Source organism: Pseudomonas sp. TUM22785 (assembly GCF_028198105.1).
GTDB classification, from domain to species: domain Bacteria; phylum Pseudomonadota; class Gammaproteobacteria; order Pseudomonadales; family Pseudomonadaceae; genus Metapseudomonas; species Metapseudomonas solani.
In genome coordinates this window covers 285763-306475 of record NZ_CP116239.1, presented here as the reverse complement: position 1 = coordinate 306475, position 20713 = coordinate 285763, and the positions used below count along the sequence as shown (strand labels likewise).

Here is a 20713-nt window from a genome sequence, read left to right as displayed (position 1 = left end):
CTCCTAGGCGAGCCGGGGCATCCAGCGTTCGAAGCGTGCCTCGAAGCGCCGGAACACCAGGCTGGAGACCAGCGTGATGAGGTAATAGAAGGCCGCCACCGCCAGGTAGAACATCAGGTAGTGCTTGGTCGAGGCGGCGGCCTGGCGACCGGCGCCCAACAGCTCGCTGTAGCCCACCACGCTGATCAGCGCGCTGTCCTTGACCAGCACCAGCCACAGGTTGGACAGGCCGGCGACCACGTGGGGCAGCATGCTCGGCACCAGCACCCGGCGCAGCACCATGAAGGGCTTCATGCCATAGGCCCGCCCGGCCTCGATCTGGCCAACGGGGATGGCCTCGATGGCGCCACGGATGATCTCCGCCGAATAGGCGCCCTGGACGATGCCCAGCACCACGATGGCGGCGAGGAAGCCATTGACCTCCACCGGCGGCTGGCCCATGGAGGCCATCAGCAGGTTGAGCAGGTCGGAGCCGGCGTAGTACAGCAGCAGGATCAGCAGCAGCTCGGGCACCGCGCGGTACAGCGTGGTGTAGCAGTTGGCCCAGATCACCAGCCAGCGCGGCCCCCAGAGCTTGACCAGGGCGACGACCAGGCCCAGGGACAGGCCGAGCACAAAGGCCCCGACCGAGATGCCCAGGGTCTTCACGGCGCCCTGGGCCAGGGCCTGCAGCCAGCCTTCGGCGAACAGCAGCCGTTGGATTTCGATAGCGGTCATGAATGCACCTGCGAGGAAAAGGACCGAGTGCGCATCACTGCCGGGCCGAGATGTCGGCCTTGAAGTAGCGCCCGCGAATGGCGTCGTAGGTGCCGTCGTCGCGCAGTGCCTGCAGGGCCTGGTTCAGGCGCTCGCGCAGGGCGTCGTTGCCCTTGCGCACCGCAGCGCCCACGCCCTCGCCGAACAGCGGGTCATGGGGCGCCACGCCCTTGCTGGCGAGCATCGCGTTGTCCGGCAGGTCGAGCAGCGGCTCCACGGCCAACTGGTCGGCGAGCATGATGTCGATGCGGCCGCTGCGCAGGTCGGCGAGGATGTCGTCCTGGTCGTTGTAGTAGCGCACGGTGGAGTCCTTGCCAAAGTACTGCTTGGCGTAGGCGGAGTGGGTGGTCGAGCCCTGCACGCCAATGATCAGGCCCTTCAGGCCTTCGGGGGTGGGCTGCACGTCCAGGCTGCTGTCGGCGACCCAGAGGGCGGGCGTGAAGAAATAGGGCTCGCTGAAGTCCACCACCTGGCGCCGCTCGGGGGTGATCGACAGCGAGTTCAGCACCACATCCACCTGCTGCGCCTTGAGCGCGGGGATGAGGCCGTCCCAGGCCATCTCGTTGAGCGGGCACTGCGCCTGCAGGCGTTCGCACACGGCCCGGATCAGCTCCGGCTCGAAGCCGCTCCACTCACCCTTGCCGCTCTTGAAGGAGAAGGGTGGGTAGGGCTCCAGGGCGATGCCGAAGACGATCTTTTCCTGGGCCACGGCGGCACTTGCGACGCTGGCCAGCAAGGCGGCCTGTAAAAAAGCGAGAAGGCTGTTTTTCATGGGGGGTCCCTCGTTGTGTTTTTTGTATTGGCTAAGGGTTCAGCGGTTGTCCTGGGCCATCACGAACTGCCGGCAGCGCTCGCTGCGCGGGTCCAGCAGCACCTGGGAAGGCGGGCCCTGTTCCTCGATGCGGCCCTGGTGGAGGAACACCACCTGGCTCGAAACGTCCCGGGCGAAGGCCATCTCGTGGGTGACCAGGATCATGGTCCGGCCCTCCTCGGCGATGCCCCGGATCACCCGCAGCACATCGCCCACCAGCTCGGGGTCGAGGGCCGAGGTCGGCTCGTCGAAGAGCAGCACCTGCGGCCGTACCGCCAGCGCCCGGGCGATGGCCACGCGTTGCTGCTGGCCGCCGGAGAGGAAGGCCGGGTAGACGTCGCGCTTCTCCGCCAGGCCGACCCGCTCCAGCAGGTGCTCGGCGTGGCCGATGGCGTCCTGGCGTTTCTCGCCGAGCACATGCACCGGCGCCTCGATGACGTTCTCCAGCACCGTGCGGTGCGGCCACAGGTTGAAGTTCTGGAACACCATGCTCAGGCGGGTGCGCAGGCGCTCCACCTGGCGCGGGTCGCCGATGCGGCCGTGGCCGGCGCGGTCACGCTTGAGCGCCACTTTCTCGCCGTTGATGTGCAGGCTGCCGGCATCCGGGATCTCCAGCAGGTTGATGCAGCGCAGCAGGGTGCTCTTGCCCGAGCCGCTGGCGCCGATCAACGACACCACGTCGCCCTCGCGGGCCTCCAGGGAAATGCCCTTGAGCACATGGTGCTCGGCGTAGCTCTTGTGCAGGTCGTCGATGGCGACCACGGGTGAGGTCGGCGCCACGGCGGCGGCAGGTATCGGGTTCATCTCGTTGTTCCCCATCATTCGTCGTCCCGTGCGGGAATCCACCACTCTTCGCCCCGCACCGTGCGGATGTACTCCGGCCAGCGGAAGCGATGGGGTGCCTGGAAGTCCTTCGGCAGCAGCGGCGCCTGCCACTGCTCGCCACCGATGCCGCCGCCGGTGCGCTGCTCGAACTCGGCCCTGGCCGCCGCCAGCAGCTCGGGCCGGGTGAACAGGTCGACCAGGGTCGCGGCGATGGTGCTGGCGGCCACCTGGACCATCGGGTCGATGGTTTCGCGGATGCCGCCCAGGGCATTGGCGACCCAGTCCGGGTAGACGTAGCCCGCAGGGGCCGAGAGCATCGGCCGGGCCACCAGCAGGCGCACGGTGGGGCAATGCCAGGTGTATTCGGGGTAGTCGTCCGAGGTCAGGTGCTGCTGCCAGGCCGGCATCTGCAGGCGCAGCTGGCGTTCGCATTCCTGGGGCTCGATCAGTTCCTCGGTGGCCGGGAGGAAGGGCCGGTCCATGGGCTCCAGGCCCAGGTTGGCCTGGATCTCGCGGCCCACGGCTATGGCCTCCTCGCCCCAGCGCGGCGCGCCGATGGCGGCCAGGTTGTCGTAGGTGGCCTGGGCCAGCACGTGGTTGGCCAGGCCGCCACGGGACTTGCACACCCAGGTCTTCTTCCACTGGCAGCCGGTGGCCAGCGCGGCAGCGGCGGCGTTGTTGTCCATCACCTTGGCGACGGTCTCGGCCTGCTCGATGGAATCGCAGCGCAGCAGGTACTGGATCTGCGCCAGGTGCGGCGGCAGGTTGTCGGCGGTGGCCTGGCCGGCGGTGAGGATCGCCTCGTTGTAGCTCCACAGGCCGGTGAACGGCAGGGTCGAGCGGCGCAGGCTCTCGTTCAGGGTGTAGAAGTGCACCAGCGCGTCGTTGGCGCCCGGCGCCCGCGCGGCCAGGTGGTTCTGCGGGATCGGGCTGTAGCTGTCGGCGGCGATCCAGTTCTGCGGGTCAGCGCAGGTGAAGCTGTAGATGTAGGCGTAGGCGATGCCGCAGTGGGTGTCCCAGGTGGTGGTGTTGTTCAGCGGCAGCATGTAGGTGGGGTGGAAGCTGATGGCCGCGTCGAGGTCGTCGTAATAGCCCTTGGCGGCGTGCACCGGCTTGGAGGCGCGCAGCTTTTCCGCCGGCTCGCCGAAGAAGCGGAGGGTGCCCTGGATGCCGAACGCCAGCATCGCCGCCTTGGCCGCCAGGACCCCACCCAGGGCGCTGATGCCCAGCGCCGAATGCGGGTCGGTGTGGCCGGGGGCGAAGCGCGACAGGCCGTCCCTGGGCATCTGCCGGGTGGTGGCGGCCTGGCAGTTGCCCGGCACCGCGTCGTACTCGGCGTAGGTCGCCAGCAGCGGGCCCTCGCCATTGCTGAAGGTGGCGCAGAAGGCGGTGGGCATGCCGCCGCTGCCTTCTTCCACGGTGAAGCCTTCCTCGCGCAGCTTCTCGACGTACCAGGCGCAGGACTTGTACTCGCGGAAGGCCGGCTCGGCGAAATGCCAGATCACCTGGTGCCAGTCGGACAGCTGCTGGCCGTGGCGCTCGACCCAGTCCAGGGCGAACTGCTTGTGGGGCATGGGCGGAATCCTCGTTGTCAGGGCGACGGGCTCAGGCCGGCAGGAAGTCGGCGGCGTCGAGCTCGATCAGGTGCGGTTCGCGGGTGTCGGCCAGGCTGCCGAGCAACTCGCGCAGGCCATCCAGGCTGCGCACCGCGTGGTGCTGCACGTGGCAGGCCCGGGCCAGGGCGGGGAAGTCCGGGGCGAGGATGTCGACGCCCAGGGGCGGCACCTCGCGGGCCACCATGTAGTCGCGGATTTCGCCGTAGCAGTGGTTGTTCCACAGCACCAGCAGCACCCCGATCCCCGCTTCGCGGGCGGCGATCAGCTCGGCGCTGGAGAACTGCACGCCACCATCGCCGGCCAGGGCCAGCACCGGGCGCGCAGGCAGCGCCAGCTTGGCGCCGATGGCCGCCGGCAGGGCGTAGCCGAGGGTGCCGTAGCCGGTGCCGGCGTTGAACCAGCTGCCGGGGACCGGGGCCCGGTAACCCAGCGCGCCCTGGTACACCGGCTGGGTGGAGTCCCCCACCAGCACCGGTGCCGACAGGCTGTCACGCAGGGTATCGAGCAGCGCTTGCATGGCCCGCTGCCGGGGGCTCCAGCCCTCCCGTTCGGCGGCATTCACCCGGCGCACGCCGGCAAGGGCCCAAGCGCTGTCGCGCAGGGTTTCGGGCAGCGCCTCCAGCAGCGCGCGCAGGCCGAGAGCGGCATCCCCCAGCAGGCCGACTTCGGCCCGCTGCACACCGAGGATCTGCAGCGGGTCGATGTCCAGGCGGATCACCGGCACAGCGAGCGAGAAGGGCCCGAGGCCGAAGAAGTCGTAGTCGGTCTCGCCCAGTTCGGTGCCCACCGCCAGCACCACATCCGCCTCGGCGAACAGGGCGCGGCCATGGGCGGATGACTGCACGCCGTCGAGCAGCAGCGGGTGGGTCGGCGCCAGCAGGCCACGGGCATTGGTGGTCAGCGCCACCGGTGCCTGCAGGCGCTCCGCCAGGGTGCGCAGGGCATCGCCGGCACCGCGCGCGCCACCGCCGGCGAGGATCAGTGGCTTGCGCGCCTGCTGCAGCAGGGCAGCGGCTTCGGCCACGGCAGCGGGGGCCGGGGCGGCGGCCTGGGGCAGCGCGCGGGGGCGCAGGTCGAGGCCGTCGGCGGGCAGCTCCAGTACATCCAGGGGGATTTCGATATGCACCGGGCGGGGCCGGGCGCAGCGGAACAGGGCGAAGGCCCGGGCCAGCACTTCCGGCAGCTCCGCAGGGCGCTGCAGGGTGTGGCTGAAGGCACAGACGCCGGCGACCATGGCGCGCTGGTCCGGCAGCTCGTGGAGGAAGCCGTGGCCCAGGCGCTGGTGCTCGCGGCGGCTGGTGGTGGAGATCACCAGCATCGGCACCGAGTCGGCATAGGCCTGGCCCATGGCGGTGAGGATGTTGGTCATGCCCGGGCCGGTAATGATGAAGCACACCCCCGGCTTGCCGCTGGCACGGGCGTAACCGTCGGCCATGAAGCCGGCGCCCTGTTCGTGGCGCGGGCTGATATGACGCAGGCGACTGCCGTCGAGGCCGCGATAGAGCTCCACCGTGTGCACGCCGGGGATGCCGAAAACGGTCTCCACGCCATAGCCTTCGAGCAACTGGACGAGCGCCTGGGCGCAACTGGTCATGCGAGCACCTCTTGTTATGGGTATGGGCTCCCGACGCAGGGCCGGAGGGCAAGCCGGGCCAAAAAGGCGCGGCGGAATGGCCCCCAGTATTGGTGAATATCGCGCTACAACAATCGAATTGTTTTTGCCGTATTGTTCAATTCAGCTCAACATTCAGACCCCTGGCCACGCTCCCGGAAGGAGACCCCATGCGCTTCCCCTCGATGACCGCCATTCGCGCGCTGGACGCCATCGCCCGGCTGGGCAGCGTCTCCGCCGCCGCCCGCGAGCTGAGCCTCACCCGCAGCGCCATCAGCCACCAGGTCAGCAGCCTGGAGCAGAGCCTCGGCTTCGCCCTGACCGAGCGCATCGGCCGCGGCATCGGCCTCACCTACCAGGGCGTGCGCTACGCCCGGGAAGTGCACCGGGCGCTCTCCACGCTTCAGGAGGCGGCCCTGGGGCTCGACGAGCAGCAGGTCTCCGGCCGGCTCTGCGTGAGCTGCAACCCGGGCTTCGCCACCTACTGGCTGTGCCACCACATCGGCGCCTTCCACCGCCAATACCCCCAGGTGCAGTTGCAGGTGATCTCGCCCCGGGCGCCAGACGACACCAGCAACACCAGTGCCGACCTGTTCATCGCCTACGGCATCGGCGACTGGCCGGACCAGTGGGTGGAGCAGATCGTCGCGCTGCGCTTCTTCCCGGTGTGCAGCCCGCGCCTGATCAACGCCCAGGGCGGGCTCAAGAGCCCCCAGGAGCTGGGTGCCCTGCCCTTGCTGCACATGAACGATCACACCGACTGGCGGGTTTGGCTGGCCACGGCGGGCGCCTCGAACATCGACGCCTCCACCGGCATCGTCTTCTCCGATGCCCACTGCGCGCAGTCGGCCTGCATCGCCGCCCAGGGCGTGGCCATCGGCGACAACCTGCTCAGCGGCGACGCCCTGGCCCGTGGCCTGCTGGTGCGCCCCTTCGAAACCAGCATCGACTCCCACCGCGGCTATTACCTGGTGGCCGACCCACTGAAAGCCGAACGGCCTGCCGTGCAGGCCTTCAGCAACTGGGTGAAGCACCAACTGCAGGTCAGTATCCCGGGGCTGAAGAAACGCAATGACGCGCTGCTGGATCACGCCCGCTGAGGCAGGCCGGGGCGCAGGGGGAGGCGCAGCGGTTGCGCGGGATGGGCGGGCGGGTTACCAGAGCACCGAGGACCAGAACACCTGCCCGATCACCAGGATTCCGGCCAGGGGGCGCTCTTCGTCGGGGTATTCCTCGCGCTTGTAGCTGCGCAAGCGGATCTGCCCGGCCGGAAGGCGGTGCAGGACCTTGATCCTCAGCATGCCCTCGTCGACCAGGGCATAGACCTTGCCATCCACCACCTCGCAACGCCCACGGTCGATGCCGAGGACCGCGCCGTCGGGAAAGACGGGTTCCATGCTGTCGCCGCTGACGATGACGCAGGCCACCTGTTCAGGTTCTATCTGGCGCTGCTTCAAGGCATGTCGGCTGAAGCGAATTCCCGAGTAGTCCAATTCCTCCAGCGCGGTGGCCGGGTCCGGATCGCCCTCGGCCTCGCGCAGCAGCGGAAGCTCGATCTCGTACTCGTAGCGGGATGAATCCGATTCTCTGATGGTCATAGGGGCCACGCCATCCGGGGCGTCTGCGTCCTGCCTGCCATCGTCGGGCGCCGTGGACGATTGCACAGCCTGCCCGCCAATGCTCAGCGGAGGCATGTGCAGCGCGCCGAGTATCTGGTTGATACGGGTCAACCCGGGCTCCCGCCGCCCTCCCAGCCAGTGCGCCACGGCGCCCTGGGTCACGTGCAGGCGTTCGGCCAGTTGCTCCTGGGTGACACCGAGATCTTTCATCCTGGCCTTGGCCAGCAGGTTCCATTTCTTCATGGGCGCGACATTACGCGCCGTATTGCCGGCGGCCAGTAACCCAATGTAATACAGGCTATAGGACGTAATTACTATATAGTAGTATGCGCCCCCAGGGCACTTCTCTGCGCCAGCGTTCGGACGCCGCTCCGACGGTGGCTCGCGGGATGCCCCGGGTTTCCCTCCCTCCGCCCGAGCGCGCGGCCATGATCCACTTGTGGCCCGGCCGCCAGAACGGCCAAGCGCCAGGAAGAGCGCAGGCCGTCGGCTCGGTCCAATGGCCCCCACATGGACGCGCAGGGCGGGGGGAGGTTTTTCACGTGCTATCGGCCCGGATGGGCAGGTGCCCGAAGGCACCCTCGCGCAATAAGGAGATGCGACATGCAGTTTCAACTCACCGTTCTATGCCTCGGTATCTATCGTCACGTCGTCGAGGGGCAGGACCAGTGTTATGCGGTCATCGCCAGGCAGCCTGAGAACGAGGATGAGCGTGACCAGCATCGGGGCTACCTGGTGCAGCAGGTGACCGCCGAACCCCGCCTGTTCGAGCAGATGACCTGGCTGAATGCCCCGGCCACGCTGAGTTTCCTCTGCACCATCAGCGCAGAACCCGGCAGCCACTACCGGCCGCACCTGCTGGGCCTCTGCCACTGAGCGTCGCCCTGGCCGGCAAGGAAGGCAGGGCGCCAAGCGGCGCTGGTTTGACAGCTTCGGGCGCATTCACGGAAGCTGCGTGCTTCCGTGAGTCCATGCACCACAGCGGACGTCTGCATGCCGAAACACCCGAACGCCCCCGATTCCCCCGCGAGTCCGCCCAGCCGCCCCAGTTACGTCCTGCCCGTGCTCGCCGCGCTGCTGTTGCTGGTGGGCCTGGGCGGCTGGCTGTGGGTGCAGGGCGGCAAGCCCTACGTGCCGACGCGGGGTCCGGGGCCGAGCCTGGCGGACCAGGGGCCGGCGCAGATGGTCGACGAGCAGCAATGCGGCACCTGCCACGCGCCCCAGGCGAAGGCCTGGAAGGGCTCGCACCATCAGCTGGCGATGCAGGACGCCTCGCCGCGCTCGGTGCAGGGGGACTTCGACGACGCCCGCTTCGAGGCCGAAGGGGAAAGCACGCGCTTCTTCCGCAAGGACGACGGCTTCTGGGTCAACACCCCCGGCCCCGACGGCCAGCCGGCGGACTTCAAGGTGGCCTACGCCTTTGGCGTGGAGCCGCTGCAGCAGTATCTGCTGGAGCTCCCCGGCGGGCGCCTGCAGGCCTTCGGCATCGCCTGGGATACGCAGAAGAAGGCCTGGTTCCACCTCGCCTCCGGCCAGGGCATCGACTTCCGCAACCCGCAGCACTGGAGCAAGCCGTCGCAGAACGCCAACTTCCAGTGCATCGACTGCCATAGCACCGGCTACGTCCGTGGCTATGACGACGCCACCGGTACCTACGCCAGCCACTGGGCCGCCCCCGGCGTCGGCTGCCAGGCCTGCCACGGCCCGGCCTCCCTGCACCTGGAATGGGCGCGTTTCAAGGGCCTGCACTCCCAGGCCGGCTTCACTCTGGACCTGGCCCGCACCAGCAACCGCCTGCAGGTGGAAACCTGCGCCCGCTGCCACGCCCGCCGCGTCCCCCTGGATGGTGACCACGCCTTCGGCAAGCGCCTGATGGACGACTACCTGCCCAGCGCGCTGACCCGCGAGCTGTACGAGCTGGACGGCAAATTCAAGGAGCAGGTCTACGAGTACGGCTCCTTCACCCAGAGCCGCATGTACGCGCGCGGGCTCAGCTGCAGCACCTGCCACGACCCCCACAGCGGCGGCGTGCGGGTGGAGGGCAACGGCCTCTGCACCCAGTGCCACAACCCCAGCGGCAAGAGCACCGTGGCCGGCATCGACGACAGGGGCCTGAAGGCACGCGACTACGAGGCCCCCGAACACCTGCACCATACCGCCGGGCAACCCGGCTCCCAGTGCGTGGACTGCCACATGCCGGGCAAGACGCTGCTGGGCAACGACTACCGCCACGACCACGGCTTCAGCCTGCCCAACCCGAGCCGCGCGCTGAAGCTGGGCACCCCCGATGCCTGCCTGGGCTGCCACAAGGATGTCGCCGGCCAGGCCGTGGCCGAGCAGTTCGAACACTGGTACGCCCAGGGCAAGGACCCGGCCCCCCGCTACGACGAGAGCCTGGCGCTGATACGCAACGGCCGCCCGGGCGCCTCGCGGGCCTTGTTCCAGCAACTGGAGCGTGGCGACCTGCCGGCCATCCGCCGCGCCACCCTTCTCGCCGAGCTGCCCGGCTACCCCAGCGAGCGCGCGCTGAACCTGGCCGCCAACGACCTCAACCACGCCGCGCCCCAGGTACGCGAAGCGGCGGTGCGCGCGGTCAACGCCCTGTTGCCGCCCGAGCAGCGCCGCGACCTGCTGGCGCCCTTGCTCACCGACCCGGTGCGGGCCGTGCGCATCATCGCCGCCCGTGGCCTGCTGGGCATGGGCAGCACCGGCCTGGGCAACTACGAGAAGGCCTGGGACAAAGCCATCGCCGAATACGAGGCGGTACAACTGAGCCTGGCCGAGCGCGCCGAAGCCAACCTCAACCTGGCGTCCCTCTACCAGGGCAACGGCCGCGCCGACCAGGTAGAAGGGCGCCTGCGCACCGCCATCGAACGCGACCCCAACTTCCTCCCCGCGCGGGTCGCCCTGGTGCAATGGCTCGACGCCAACTACCGCTGGGAAGAGGGCCAGAAGGTGCTGGCCGAGGCGCTGCGCGAACACCCCGAGGCAGCCCTGCTGCACCACGCCCAGGGGCTGGCGGCCCTGCGCAAGGGGGAGCGCCAGGCCGCCATCGCCGCGTTCCGCGAAGCGGTGCGCCTGGAGCCCGGCAACGCCCGCTACGGCCACGCCCTGGCGGCCGCGCTGCACGATGACGGCAAGCTGGAGGAAGCCTGCCGCCGCCTGGAGCTGGTACTGGAGAGCAACCCCGTCAACCGCGAGGCACGCCTGGCGCTGATCGGCTACTGGCGCGAAGCGGGGCAGATCCAGAAGGTGCAGGCCCTGCTCGCCGAGCTGGAGCAGCTCAACCCCGACGACCCGGCGCTGAAGCGGGAATAGCGGCCGCCGGGCCGAACCACTGGCCAGCTGCCATGACCGGTCGGCGGCCACTTGGCCTGTATACGGAACTCCCCGGGGCCGCCCGGAATCTCAGTTGCAGGTCCCCCACAACAACCTGGAGTCATCCCATGCGTACCACAGTAGCTGCCGCTGTCATCGCCCTGGCCGCCATCCCTGCTGGCTCGGCCATGGCGGATACCTTCTGGCGCAACGTGCTGTCCTCCGGCGCCACCACCGCCTCCACCTACGTGACCTTCAAGGACCACAAGCTGATCGTCGCCGCCCGCGAAGATGCCAGCAGCTTCGTCGCCAGCGACGGCGCCATCCGTGGCCCCTTCCTGGAAGCAGCGCTGAAGCAGGTGCGTGCCGACAACCCCGGCATCCAGGCCAGCGACGAGGAACTGGCGACCGCCATCCTCGCCAACGAATAAAGGGAAACCCGCAGGCGCGGGCGCTTGCAGCGCGGCATGGAATGCATCGAGGGCCCCCAGCCCGGCCAGGTTGGGGGCCCTTTCTTGTCCGGGGTTCGAAAGCGCTACCCAGGCCGCATCCAGTGAACGCCGGGCTTGCGGGAAGTCCGGCGCTCGGGCACAACCTTCCTGCCGGCGTCACCGCTACCGGCCCCCTTCTTCTCACCTACAAGGACGTCCCCCATGGGTAACCCCATCCCCACGCTGAAGATCGTGCTGATCCTGATGATCGTCATCGACCTGTTCTGGTTCAGCGAGCGCGTGCTTTCCCTGATCGACTTCAGCGTCTTCGATTTCCTCCCGTCCAAGCTGATCAGCGTCGTCGGCCTGGCCAGCAGCCTGCTGCTGATCGTCTTCAACGTACTGCTGATCGGCCTGCTCGGGCGCCTGCAGCTCAAGGCCGAGTGAACTCCGCGCCCAGGAGTGACTGCTGGGCACCTCTAAAAGAGATGCACTACTCGCGGTAGTCCTCCAGGGGCACGCAAGCACAGAACAGGTTGCGGTCGCCGTAGACGTTGTCGACGCGGTTCACCGTCGGCCAGTACTTGTGCACCCGGGTGTGGGCGGTGGGCGTCACCGCCTGCTCGATGCTGTAGGGCCGCTCCCAGAGGCCCACCACATCGGCCAGGGTGTGCGGCGCGCGCTTGAGCGGGTTGTCCTCGGCCGGCCACTCGCCGGCCTGCACCTTGGCGATCTCTGCGCGGATGCCGAGCATGGCTTCGATGAAGCGGTCCAGCTCGTGCTTGGACTCGCTCTCCGTGGGCTCGACCATCAGGGTGCCCGGCACCGGGAACGACATGGTCGGTGCATGGAAGCCGTAGTCCATCAGGCGCTTGGCCACGTCCTCCTCGCTGATGCCGGTTTCCGCCTTGAGCGGGCGCAGGTCGAGGATGCATTCGTGGGCGACCCGCTCGTTGCGCCCGGTGTAGAGCACCGGGTAGGCGCTCCCCAGGCGCTTGGCCAGGTAGTTGGCGTTGAGGATGGCCAGCTCGGTAGCATCCGCCAGCTGCGGGCCCATCATGGCGATGTACATCCAGCTGATGGGCAGGATGCTGGCGCTGCCCCAGGGCGCCGCGCTGACCGCGCCATTCTCCGGGTTCGGCCCCTTGAGCTCGATCACCGGGTGGTTGGCGACGAAGGGCGCCAGGTGCGCGCGCACGCCGATCGGCCCCATGCCCGGGCCACCACCACCGTGGGGGATGCAGAAGGTCTTGTGCAGGTTCATGTGCGAGACGTCGGCGCCGATGTCCGCCGGGCGCGCCAGGCCGACCTGGGCGTTGAGGTTGGCGCCGTCCATGTAGACCTGCCCGCCCTGGGCATGGATCACCTCGCAGATCTCGCGGATGCCCTCCTCGTACACGCCGTGGGTCGAGGGGTAGGTGGCCATCAGGCAGGACAGCTGCGTCCCCGCCTCCGCCGCCCGGGCCTTGAGGTCGTCGAGGTCGACGTTGCCGGCCTTGTCGCACTCGACTATCACCACGCGCATGCTCGCCATCTGCGCCGAGGCCGGGTTGGTGCCGTGGGCCGAGGCGGGGATCAGGCAGATATTGCGGTGCGCCTCGCCCCGGCTCTCATGGTACTTGCGGATCGCCAGCAGCCCCGCGTATTCGCCCTGGGCGCCGGAGTTGGGCTGCATGCAGATGGCGTCGAAGCCGGTGATCGCCCGTAGCCATTCCTCCAGCTCGGCGATCATCGCCTGGTAGCCCTGGGTCTGCTCCAGCGGCGCGAAGGGGTGGATGGCGGCGAACTCCGGCCAGGTGATGGGGATCATCTCGCTGGTGGCGTTGAGCTTCATGGTGCAGGAGCCGAGGGGGATCATCGACTGGTTGAGCGCCAGGTCCTTGTTCTCCAGCTGCTTGAGGTAGCGCAGCATCTCGGTCTCGCTGTGGTGGGTGTTGAACACCGGGTGCTGCAGCACGGCCGAGCTGCGTGCCAGCTCGGCGGGAATTCCAGGCACCAGCACCCCGGCGTCCAGTTCGTCCACCGACAGGCCGTGGTCGGCGCCAAGGAAGACGCTCCACAGCTGCTCGACGGTGGCGGCGCTGCTGGTCTCGTCCAGGCTCAGCCCGAGCCGGCCACGACCGAGGATGCGCAGGTTGATGCGCGCCGCCTTAGCCGATTCGATGATCGCCGTCTGGCTGCCGCCCACCTCCAGGGTGAGGGTGTCGAAGTAGTGCTGGTTGAGCCGCTGCATGCCCTTGCGTGCCAGCCCCTCGGCGAGGATGGCGGTGAGCCGGTGCACGCGCTGGGCGATGCGCTTGAGCCCTTCGGGGCCGTGGTAGACGGCGTAGAAGCCGGCGATGTTGGCCAGCAGCACCTGGGCCGTGCAGATGTTGGAGTTGGCCTTCTCGCGGCGGATGTGCTGCTCGCGGGTCTGCAGGGCCATGCGCAGGGCGAGGTTGCCACGGGCGTCCTTGGAGACGCCGATGATGCGCCCGGGCATGGCGCGCTTGAATTCGTCGCGGGTGGCGAAGAAGGCCGCGTGGGGGCCGCCGTAGCCCATGGGCACGCCGAAACGCTGGGCCGAGCCGAACACCACGTCGGCACCCAGCTCGCCGGGGGGCGTCAGCAGCAGCAGGCCGAGCAGGTCGGCAGCCACGCAGGCCAGCGCCTGCTGGCTGTGCAGGTGCTCGATCAGCGGGCGCAGGTCGCGGATCTCGCCGTGGGTGTCCGGGTATTGCAGCAAGGCACCAAACACCTGGTGCGAGGGCAGGTTCTCCACCGCGTCCACCACCAGCTCGAAACCGAAGGCCTCGGCGCGGGTGCGCACCACGGAGAGGGTCTGCGGGTGGCAGTTCTGGTCGGCGAAGAACAGGTTGCTCCTGGCCTTGGCCACGCGCTTGGCCAGGGCCATGGCCTCGGCGGCGGCGGTGGCTTCATCCAGCAGCGAGGCGCTGGCCAGCTCCAGGCCGGTGAGGTCGATGGTCATCTGCTGGAAATTCAGCAACGCTTCTAGGCGGCCCTGGGCGATCTCCGGCTGGTAGGGCGTGTAGGCGGTGTACCAGCCGGGGTTCTCCAGCACGTTGCGGAGGATCACCGCCGGGGTCAGGGTGCCGTGGTAGCCCATGCCGATCAGGCTGGTCCACACCTCGTTGCGCTGGGCATGGGCGCGCAGTTTCGCCAGGGCAGCCTCTTCGTCCAGGGCGGCGGGCAATTCCAGGGGGCGGTTGAGGCGGATCGCCGGTGGCACCGTCTGCACGATGAGCTCATCGCGGTCGGCGAGGCCGAGGGCTTCGAGCATGGCCTGCTGTTCGGCCGGGTCCGGGCCCAGGTGGCGGCGGAGGAAGGCGTCAGGCTGTTGCAGCTGGGACAACGGGGGGATGTGCGACATGGGATCGGCCTCTGGAAATGGCCCAATAAGCTTAGGCAAGCATTTCCAGGATGGCCGGCCGGCTGGTCGGAGGACCGGCCGGAGGGGCATCGGTCACCACCCCGGGCGGGGCGGCGAGCCGCTGTAGCGTCAGGCGTCGGAGTCGGCGGACGCCTTGTAGGCGGCGGCGTCCAGCAGCTTGTCCAGCTCGGCGGTGTTGGCCGGCTTGAGCTTGAAGAACCAGGCGCCGTAGGGGTCGTTGTTGACCTCTTCGGGGGAGTCGGTCAGCAGCTGGTTGACGGCGATCACCTCACCGGAAACCGGCGAGTAGATGTCGGAAGCGGCTTTCACCGACTCGACCACGCCGGCTTCCTGGCCCGCAGCCAGGGTCTTGCCGACATCCGGCAGCTCGACGAAGACCACGTCGCCCAGGGCTTCCTGGGCATGGTCGGAAATGCCCACGGTAACGCTGCCATCGGCTTCCAGGCGGGCCCACTCGTGGCTGGGGGCGTAACGCAGATCGGCGGGGATATTGCTCATTGTTCAGGCTCCTCAAGGACGGCGGCGGTCGGCCCGCCAGGAAAATTTAGATCAAGGCTTTGCCATTGCGTACAAAGTTCGGCTGGACGACGCGAACCGGGTACCACTTACCGCGAATTTCCACTTCGGCGCGCTCGCAGGTCCCCGCCGGCAGGCGGGCCAGGGCGATGGACTTGCCCAGGGTGGGCGAGAAGCTGCCGCTGGTGATTTCACCGTCGCCCACGCCTTCCACCCGCACCACCTGGTGGGCGCGCAGCACGCCGCGCTCCTCCAGCACCAGGCCCACCAGCTTGGGCAGGGCACCACCGGCGCGCTGGGCCTCCAGCACGTCACGGCCGATGAAGTCGCGGCCGGCGGGCTCCCAGGCGATGGTCCAGGCCAGGTTCGAGGCCAGGGGCGAATTGTCTTCGTCCATGTCCTGGCCGTAGAGGTTCAGGCCCGCTTCCAGGCGCAGGGTGTCGCGGGCGCCGAGGCCGATGGGCGCGATACCGGCACCCACCAGCTCGTTGAGGAAACCGGCCGCCTGGTCACGGGGCAGCATGATTTCCAGGCCATCCTCGCCGGTGTAGCCGGTGCGGGCGATGAACCAGTCGCCCTCGGGCAGGCCCTGGAAGGGCTTGAGTTCGTGGATCAGGGAGGCGCGGGCGCTGCTCACCAGCTCGGCGGTGCGGTGGCGGGCGGCGGGGCCCTGGATGGCAAGCATGGCCAGTTCGCTGCGCTCGTCGAGGCGCACGTCGAAGCCGTCGGCCTGCTGGTGCATCCAGGCCAGGTCCTTGTCGCGGGTGGCGGCGTTGACCACCAGGCGGTAGCCGCTGGTGGTGAGGTAGACGATGAGGTCGTCGACCACGCCGCCACGCTCGTTGAGCATCGCGCTGTAGAGGGCTTTGCCGGGGGTCTTGAGGCGCTCGACGTCGTTGCTCAGCAGGCGCTGGAGATAGGCCTGGGCCTGGCTGCCGGCTACGTCCACCACCGTCATGTGGGACACATCGAAGACGCCGCAATCGGTCCGCACCTGATGGTGCTCATCGACTTGCGAGCCGTAGTGCAGCGGCATGTCCCAGCCGCCGAAATCGACCATCTTGGCCCCCAACGCCAGGTGCAGATCGTAGAGGGGGGTACGCTGTCCCATGGGTTTCTCCTTCCGGGCTTGGCGAAGATGCGGACGGGCGCTGGAACCCTTGTCGGGCCTGGCTTTCCGTGGCCTCGACGGCAGGTCGTGACGCCCTTTCAAGCAGACGCGCCGCAACGAATGGCGCGCATTGTAGCCGCAAGGCGGAAGACTGGACACCCGACGGCTGACCCAGCGGTCACGTCATGTTTCAGCGCCCGAAGCCCCGGGCGGAACGGCGGATCAGGCCGATGACCGGCAGCAGCCCGACCAGCACCAGGCTCAGGGCCGGCAGCGAGGCGCGGGCCCATTCGCCTTCGCTGGTCATCTCGAAGATGCGCACCGCCAGCGTGTCCCAGCCGAAGGGGCGCATCAGCAGGGTGGCGGGCATTTCCTTGAGCACGTCGACGAACACCAGCAGCGCCGCACTCAGGGCGCCGGGCACCAGCAGCGGCAGGTAGACCCACAGGAACAGCCGTGGGCCACCCACGCCGAGGCTGCGCGAAGCCTCCGGCAGCGACGGGCGGATGCGCGCCAGGGCACCCTCCAGTGGCCCGTGGGCCACCGCCATGAAGCGCACCAGATAGGCCAGCAGCAGCGCCGTCAGACTGCCCAGCAACAGCGGCTTGCCGGCACCACCGAGCCAGCCGGAAAGCGGCACCACCAACTCGCGGTCGAGCCAGCTGAAGGCGAGCATGATGGCCACCGCCAGCACCGAGCCCGGCAGCGCGTAGCCCAGGTTGGCCAGGCCCACGGCGGCACGGATCGGCCGGGTCGGCTCCAGGCGCCGGGCGAATACCAGCAGCAAGGCCACCGAGACCGTGATCAGCGCGGCCATGGCGCCCAGGTAGAGGCTGTGGAGGACCAGGCCCAGGTAGCGCTCGTCGAGGTCGAAACGGCCACGCTGCCAGCACCAGGCGAGCAGCTGCAGCAGGGGGATGACGAAGGCGCAGGCGAACACCAGGCCGCACCAGGCGCTGGCCGCCCAGGCGCGGACGCCGCGCAGGTGATACAGGGCGGCGCCACGGGGCCGTTCGCTGGCCGGCCGGGTCACGCCCCGGGCGCGGCGTTCGCCGTAGAGCACCAGGCACACGCCGAGCAGCAGCAGGCTGGCCAGCTGGGCTGCGGTGCCAAGGCTGAAGAAGCCGTACCAGGTCTTGTAGATGGCGGTGGTGAAGGTGTCGAAGTTGAACACCGAGACGGCACCGAAATCGGCCAGGGTCTCCATGATTGCCAGGGCCAGCCCGGCACCGATGGCTGGCCGCGCCATGGGCAGGGCCACGCGCCAGAACGCCTGCCAGGGGCTGAGCCCGAGGGTGCGTGCAGCTTCCATCAACCCGCGCCCCTGGGCCAGGAAGGCGCTGCGCGCCAGCAGGTAGACGTAGGGATAGAACACCAGCACCAGCACGGTGATCACGCCGCCGGTGGAGCGCACCCGGGGCAGGCGCACGCCGCTGCCGAACCACTCGCGCAGCAGGCTCTGCACCGGCCCGGCGAAGTCGAACAGGCCGATGAAGACGAAGGCCAGGACGTAGGCGGGGATGGCGAAGGGCAGCATCAGCGCCCAGTCCAGCCAGCGCCGGCCGGGAAACTCGCAGAGGCTGGTGAGCCAGGCCAGGCTGACGCCCAGCAGCGTCACCCCGAGGCCGACGCCGAACACCAGCACCAGGCTGTTGCCCAGGAGGCGCGGCAGCTGGGTGTCCCACAGGTGCGCCCAGATCTCGCGGTCCACTTCGTGCCAGGACAGCACCAGCACGCAGAGCGGCAACAGCACCAGGGCGGCGATGGCGAAAGTGGCGGGGTACCAGCGGCGCTGGGCGGGACGCTTCAAGCGGAACTCTCGGGCAGAGCGGGAAGGGGGATGACACGGGGCGCCCGGGTGAGCGCCCCGTGGAGGGGTCAGTGCCAGCCGACCCGGTCCATCATGCGGATGGCTTCGGCCTGGCGCTTGCCGGTGACTTCCACCGGTACGTCATCAGCCTTGAAGGCCCCCCAGGCGGCCACTTCGGCCGAAGGCTTCACCGCCGGGTTGGCGGGGAATTCCTGGTTGACCCCGGCGAACAGGCTCTGCGCCTCGGGGGTGGTCATCCACTCCACCAGCGCCTTGGCCGCTTCGGGATGGGGCGCATGGCGGGTCAGGCCGATGCCGGAGAGGTTGACGTGCACGCCACGGTCGGCCTGGTTGGGCCAGAACAGCTTGGCGCGCAGCTGCGGGTTCTGCTGGTGCAGGCGCCCGTAGTAGTAGGTGTTGACGATGCCGACGTCGCACTGGCCGGCGTCCACCGCCTGGATCACCGCGTTGTCGTCGGCGAAGGGGTCGGTGGCCAGGTTGTTGACCCAGCCCTTGAGCACCTTCTCCGCCTCGGCGGCACCGCGCGCCTCGATCAGGGTGGCGGTCAGCGACTGGTTGTAGACCTTCTTCGAGGAGCGCAGGCACAGGCGGCCTTCCCAGTTGGCGTCGGCCAGGGCCTCGTAGGTGGAGAGCTCTTCCGGTTTCACCCGGTCGGTGGAGTAGACGATGGTGCGCGCGCGCAGCGAGAGGCCGGTCCAGCTGTCGCTGCCGGAGCGGTATTGCGCGGGGATGTTGGCCTTGATGGCGGGGGAGCTGAAGGGCTGCAGGATGCCCATCTGTTCGGCCTGCCAGAGGTTGCCGCCGTCCACGGTGAGCAGCAGGTCGGCCACGCCGTTCTCGCCCTCGGCCTTGATGCGCTGCATCAGCGGGGCTTCCTTGTCGGTGATGAACCTGATGGGGACGCCGGTCTTCGCGGTGTAGGCGTCGAACACCGGCTTGATCAGTTCGTCGATGCGTGACGAGTAGACCACCACTTCATCGGCCGCCTGGACGGAGGTGGCACCCAGGCCGATGGCCAGGAGCGTGAGCAGGGAGTTGCGCGCCTTCATTTGCGAATGCCTCGCGGTAGCCAAAAAGGAGCCAGATGATAATCAACCTCAGTTGGCATCCGGCTCCGCTTTGTATGACGAGGTGTTTCGCCCGGGCCGCGAGCGCGGCCCGCGATCAGACGCGGGCGAGTTCCGGCAGGTCGCCGGACAGGCCCAGGGCCTGGCGCACGAACAGCGCCTTGGCCTCGGGCAGGCCGTCCACCAGGCCCAGCCCGGCGTTGCGCAACCAGCGCAGGGGCAGCGGGTCGGCCTGGAACAGACGCTGGAAGCCTTCCATCGCCGCCATCATCCCCAGGTTGTGCGGCATGCGGCGGCGCTCGAAGCGGCTGAGCACACGTTCATCGGCCAGGCGCTCGCCACGGCCATGGGCGTGCAGCAGCACCTCGGCCAGCACGGCGGCGTCGAGGAAGCCGAGGTTGACGCCCTGCCCGGCCAACGGGTGGATGGTGTGGGCGGCGTCGCCGACCAGTGCCAGGCCCGGTTCCACGTAGCGCTTGGCATGGCGCTGGCGCAGCGGGATGCACAGGCGCGGGTCGGCGGCCTCGATGCGCCCGAGGCGATGCTCGAAGGCCTTGCCCAGTTCGACGCGGAAGGCTTCGTCGTCCAGCGCCATGAGGCGCGTGGCCTGCTCGGGCGTGGTGGACCAGACGATGGAGCACCAGTGCTCGTCGCCCTGGCGGTCCAGGGGCAGGAAGGCCAGCGGGCCGTCGTCGGTGAAGCGTTGCCAGGCGGTGCGGCGGTGCGGTTGCTCGCAACGCACGCTGGTGACGATGGCGTGGTGCAGGTAATCCCACTCGCGGGTGGCGCAGCCGGCCAGGCGGCGCACGGCGGAGTTGGCGCCGTCGGCGGCGATCACCAGCGGGGCGCGCAGTTCGCGGCCGTCCACCAGGGTCAGCAGCCAGTCATCGCCGGAGCGGCGCAGGTTTTCCAGGCGGGCATTGGGCAGCAGGCCGACGCCGCTGTCGTGCAGGGGCTCCAGCAGGGCCTCCTGGATCACCCGGTTCTCGACGATGTGGCCGAGCACCTCGGCATGCACGCTGGCGGCGGAGAAGTGGATGTTGCCGGTGCCGGAACCGTCCCAGACCTGCATCTCGCCATAGGGGCTGGCGCGGCGCGCGGCGACGCCGTCCCAGGCACCGAGGCGCTGAAGGATGCGCTGGCTGGCGACGGACAGGGCGCTGACCCGGGGCTCGAAGGCGGCCTCGGCGTCGAAGGGCTTGATGCTCAGGGGGCTGCCGTCGATCAGGATGATCTCCAGGCCGCTGTCCTTGAGCGCCAGGCCGAGGGCACTGCCCACCATGCCGGCACCGACGATGATCAGATCCGCTTGCATGTGCATTCCTTAGGCGGCTTGCCGCGCGCGCGGCTTGAGCCGCACATAGAGTGTCTTGTGCACCCTGGCGACCAGGGTGCCTTCGCCGTCATGCACATCGACGTGCAGCTCGGGCAGGTATTTGTCACCGTCAGCGGTGTGCTGGCGGATGCGCTCCAGCAACCCGTCGTCGACCCGGAACTCGGCGTAGACCGGGCCTTTGCCGGGGGAGACGAAGTCGATGCTGGCGGCCTTGTCCCAGACGATGTAATCGCGCCCGAGCAGGTTCATCAGCATCAACATGAAGAAGGGGTCGGTCATGCTGTAGAGCGAGCCGCCGAACTGGGTGCCGACGTAGTTGCGGTTGTACCAGCCCAGCGCCAGTTTGACTCGTACCAGACGGAAGTCTGCGCTGATCTGCCGCACGCGAACACCCGCCCCGAGGTAGGGCGGGTAGATGTTCAGCGCCCAGCGCAGGAAGCGCGCCTTGCGCGCCATTGAACGGTCGTGCATGA

At 68.9% G+C, this 20713-nt stretch carries 18 protein-coding genes; 5 read left to right on the top strand and 13 right to left on the bottom strand.

Annotated elements, in window-relative coordinates; all coding sequences use genetic code 11:
• Positions 1–3 precede the first annotated feature (3 nt).
• Genes PI990_RS01495 through PI990_RS01475 form a run of 5 tightly spaced genes read right to left on the bottom strand, consistent with a single transcriptional unit; the run spans position 4 to position 5602 of the window.
• Positions 4–717, bottom strand: a complete 714-nt coding sequence (locus tag PI990_RS01495) for an ABC transporter permease (protein WP_271659632.1) — start codon at positions 715–717, stop codon at positions 4–6.
• Positions 718–751: 34 nt separating this feature from the next.
• Positions 752–1528 (bottom strand): transporter substrate-binding domain-containing protein, encoded by a 777-nt coding sequence (locus PI990_RS01490; RefSeq protein WP_271659631.1) that lies wholly within the window; start codon positions 1526–1528, stop codon positions 752–754.
• 39 nt (positions 1529–1567) lie between these two features.
• Positions 1568–2371 carry an ABC transporter ATP-binding protein gene (locus PI990_RS01485; protein ID WP_271659630.1) on the bottom strand — a complete coding sequence of 268 codons (804 nt, stop codon included), beginning with the start codon at positions 2369–2371 and terminating at the stop codon, positions 1568–1570.
• Between the two features lie 14 nt (positions 2372–2385).
• On the bottom strand, positions 2386–3966 hold the full coding sequence (locus PI990_RS01480) for an amidohydrolase (RefSeq protein WP_271659629.1): 1581 nt from the start codon (positions 3964–3966) through the stop codon (positions 2386–2388).
• A 31-nt stretch (positions 3967–3997) separates the two neighbouring features.
• Entirely contained in the window at positions 3998–5602 is a 1605-nt protein-coding gene (locus tag PI990_RS01475) for a 5-guanidino-2-oxopentanoate decarboxylase (protein ID WP_271659628.1), read from the bottom strand.
• A gap of 188 nt (positions 5603–5790) precedes the next feature.
• Between PI990_RS01475 and PI990_RS01470 the strand changes: the two genes are divergently transcribed.
• Complete coding sequence (locus tag PI990_RS01470) at positions 5791–6720, top strand: LysR substrate-binding domain-containing protein (protein WP_021218231.1); 930 nt, start codon at positions 5791–5793, stop codon at positions 6718–6720.
• Between the two features lie 54 nt (positions 6721–6774).
• On the opposite strand, the gene PI990_RS01465 is transcribed toward PI990_RS01470, so the two are convergent.
• Positions 6775–7482 (bottom strand): XRE family transcriptional regulator, encoded by a 708-nt coding sequence (locus PI990_RS01465; protein WP_271659627.1) that lies wholly within the window; start codon positions 7480–7482, stop codon positions 6775–6777.
• A 360-nt stretch (positions 7483–7842) separates the two neighbouring features.
• Between PI990_RS01465 and PI990_RS01460 the strand changes: the two genes are divergently transcribed.
• The 4 genes from PI990_RS01460 (at position 7843) to PI990_RS01445 (ending at position 11435) form a co-directional block, all read left to right on the top strand.
• Positions 7843–8115, top strand: a complete 273-nt coding sequence (locus tag PI990_RS01460) for a hypothetical protein (protein ID WP_021218229.1) — start codon at positions 7843–7845, stop codon at positions 8113–8115.
• A gap of 117 nt (positions 8116–8232) precedes the next feature.
• On the top strand, positions 8233–10557 hold the full coding sequence (locus PI990_RS01455) for a multiheme c-type cytochrome (RefSeq protein WP_271659626.1): 2325 nt from the start codon (positions 8233–8235) through the stop codon (positions 10555–10557).
• A gap of 128 nt (positions 10558–10685) precedes the next feature.
• Positions 10686–10988: a DUF2388 domain-containing protein gene (locus PI990_RS01450; protein ID WP_021218227.1), complete on the top strand. Its 303-nt coding sequence runs from the start codon at positions 10686–10688 to the stop codon at positions 10986–10988.
• A 222-nt stretch (positions 10989–11210) separates the two neighbouring features.
• Positions 11211–11435 carry a hypothetical protein gene (locus PI990_RS01445; protein ID WP_021218226.1) on the top strand — a complete coding sequence of 75 codons (225 nt, stop codon included), beginning with the start codon at positions 11211–11213 and terminating at the stop codon, positions 11433–11435.
• Positions 11436–11481: 46 nt separating this feature from the next.
• On the opposite strand, the gene gcvP is transcribed toward PI990_RS01445, so the two are convergent.
• From gcvP to PI990_RS01410, 7 genes are all read right to left on the bottom strand, one after another.
• The gene (gcvP, locus tag PI990_RS01440; RefSeq protein WP_271659625.1) at positions 11482–14358 is read right to left on the bottom strand and encodes an aminomethyl-transferring glycine dehydrogenase; all 2877 of its coding nucleotides are present in this window, start codon (positions 14356–14358) and stop codon (positions 11482–11484) included.
• A gap of 129 nt (positions 14359–14487) precedes the next feature.
• Positions 14488–14877, bottom strand: coding sequence for a glycine cleavage system protein GcvH (gene gcvH, locus PI990_RS01435; RefSeq protein WP_021218224.1), 390 nt, complete (start codon positions 14875–14877; stop codon positions 14488–14490).
• Between the two features lie 46 nt (positions 14878–14923).
• Positions 14924–16006 carry a glycine cleavage system aminomethyltransferase GcvT gene (gene gcvT / locus PI990_RS01430; protein ID WP_271659624.1) on the bottom strand — a complete coding sequence of 361 codons (1083 nt, stop codon included), beginning with the start codon at positions 16004–16006 and terminating at the stop codon, positions 14924–14926.
• A 190-nt stretch (positions 16007–16196) separates the two neighbouring features.
• Entirely contained in the window at positions 16197–17816 is a 1620-nt protein-coding gene (locus PI990_RS01425; RefSeq protein WP_271659623.1) for an ABC transporter permease, read from the bottom strand.
• A gap of 68 nt (positions 17817–17884) precedes the next feature.
• Positions 17885–18886, bottom strand: a complete 1002-nt coding sequence (locus PI990_RS01420; protein WP_184488306.1) for an extracellular solute-binding protein — start codon at positions 18884–18886, stop codon at positions 17885–17887.
• A 115-nt stretch (positions 18887–19001) separates the two neighbouring features.
• Positions 19002–20219, bottom strand: coding sequence for a 2-octaprenyl-3-methyl-6-methoxy-1,4-benzoquinol hydroxylase (locus PI990_RS01415; protein WP_043244231.1), 1218 nt, complete (start codon positions 20217–20219; stop codon positions 19002–19004).
• A 9-nt stretch (positions 20220–20228) separates the two neighbouring features.
• Positions 20229–20711, bottom strand: coding sequence for a DUF4442 domain-containing protein (locus PI990_RS01410; protein ID WP_184488304.1), 483 nt, complete (start codon positions 20709–20711; stop codon positions 20229–20231).
• Between the last annotated feature and the right edge of the window lie 2 nt (positions 20712–20713).

What these genes read in the sequence shown, in the direction of transcription:
- PI990_RS01495 (WP_271659632.1), bottom strand. Translation starts at nt 717, where the DNA reads ATGACCGCTATCGAAATCCAACGGCTGCTGTTCGCCGAAGGCTGGCTG.
- PI990_RS01490 (WP_271659631.1), bottom strand. Translation starts at nt 1,528, where the DNA reads ATGAAAAACAGCCTTCTCGCTTTTTTACAGGCCGCCTTGCTGGCCAGC.
- PI990_RS01485 (WP_271659630.1), bottom strand. Translation starts at nt 2,371, where the DNA reads ATGAACCCGATACCTGCCGCCGCCGTGGCGCCGACCTCACCCGTGGTC.
- PI990_RS01480 (WP_271659629.1), bottom strand. Translation starts at nt 3,966, where the DNA reads ATGCCCCACAAGCAGTTCGCCCTGGACTGGGTCGAGCGCCACGGCCAG.
- PI990_RS01475 (WP_271659628.1), bottom strand. Translation starts at nt 5,602, where the DNA reads ATGACCAGTTGCGCCCAGGCGCTCGTCCAGTTGCTCGAAGGCTATGGC.
- PI990_RS01470 (WP_021218231.1), top strand. Translation starts at nt 5,791, where the DNA reads ATGCGCTTCCCCTCGATGACCGCCATTCGCGCGCTGGACGCCATCGCC.
- PI990_RS01465 (WP_271659627.1), bottom strand. Translation starts at nt 7,482, where the DNA reads ATGAAGAAATGGAACCTGCTGGCCAAGGCCAGGATGAAAGATCTCGGT.
- PI990_RS01460 (WP_021218229.1), top strand. Translation starts at nt 7,843, where the DNA reads ATGCAGTTTCAACTCACCGTTCTATGCCTCGGTATCTATCGTCACGTC.
- PI990_RS01455 (WP_271659626.1), top strand. Translation starts at nt 8,233, where the DNA reads ATGCCGAAACACCCGAACGCCCCCGATTCCCCCGCGAGTCCGCCCAGC.
- PI990_RS01450 (WP_021218227.1), top strand. Translation starts at nt 10,686, where the DNA reads ATGCGTACCACAGTAGCTGCCGCTGTCATCGCCCTGGCCGCCATCCCT.
- PI990_RS01445 (WP_021218226.1), top strand. Translation starts at nt 11,211, where the DNA reads ATGGGTAACCCCATCCCCACGCTGAAGATCGTGCTGATCCTGATGATC.
- gcvP (WP_271659625.1), bottom strand. Translation starts at nt 14,358, where the DNA reads ATGTCGCACATCCCCCCGTTGTCCCAGCTGCAACAGCCTGACGCCTTC.
- gcvH (WP_021218224.1), bottom strand. Translation starts at nt 14,877, where the DNA reads ATGAGCAATATCCCCGCCGATCTGCGTTACGCCCCCAGCCACGAGTGG.
- gcvT (WP_271659624.1), bottom strand. Translation starts at nt 16,006, where the DNA reads ATGGGACAGCGTACCCCCCTCTACGATCTGCACCTGGCGTTGGGGGCC.
- PI990_RS01420 (WP_184488306.1), bottom strand. Translation starts at nt 18,886, where the DNA reads ATGAAGGCGCGCAACTCCCTGCTCACGCTCCTGGCCATCGGCCTGGGT.
- PI990_RS01415 (WP_043244231.1), bottom strand. Translation starts at nt 20,219, where the DNA reads ATGCAAGCGGATCTGATCATCGTCGGTGCCGGCATGGTGGGCAGTGCC.
- PI990_RS01410 (WP_184488304.1), bottom strand. Translation starts at nt 20,711, where the DNA reads ATGCACGACCGTTCAATGGCGCGCAAGGCGCGCTTCCTGCGCTGGGCG.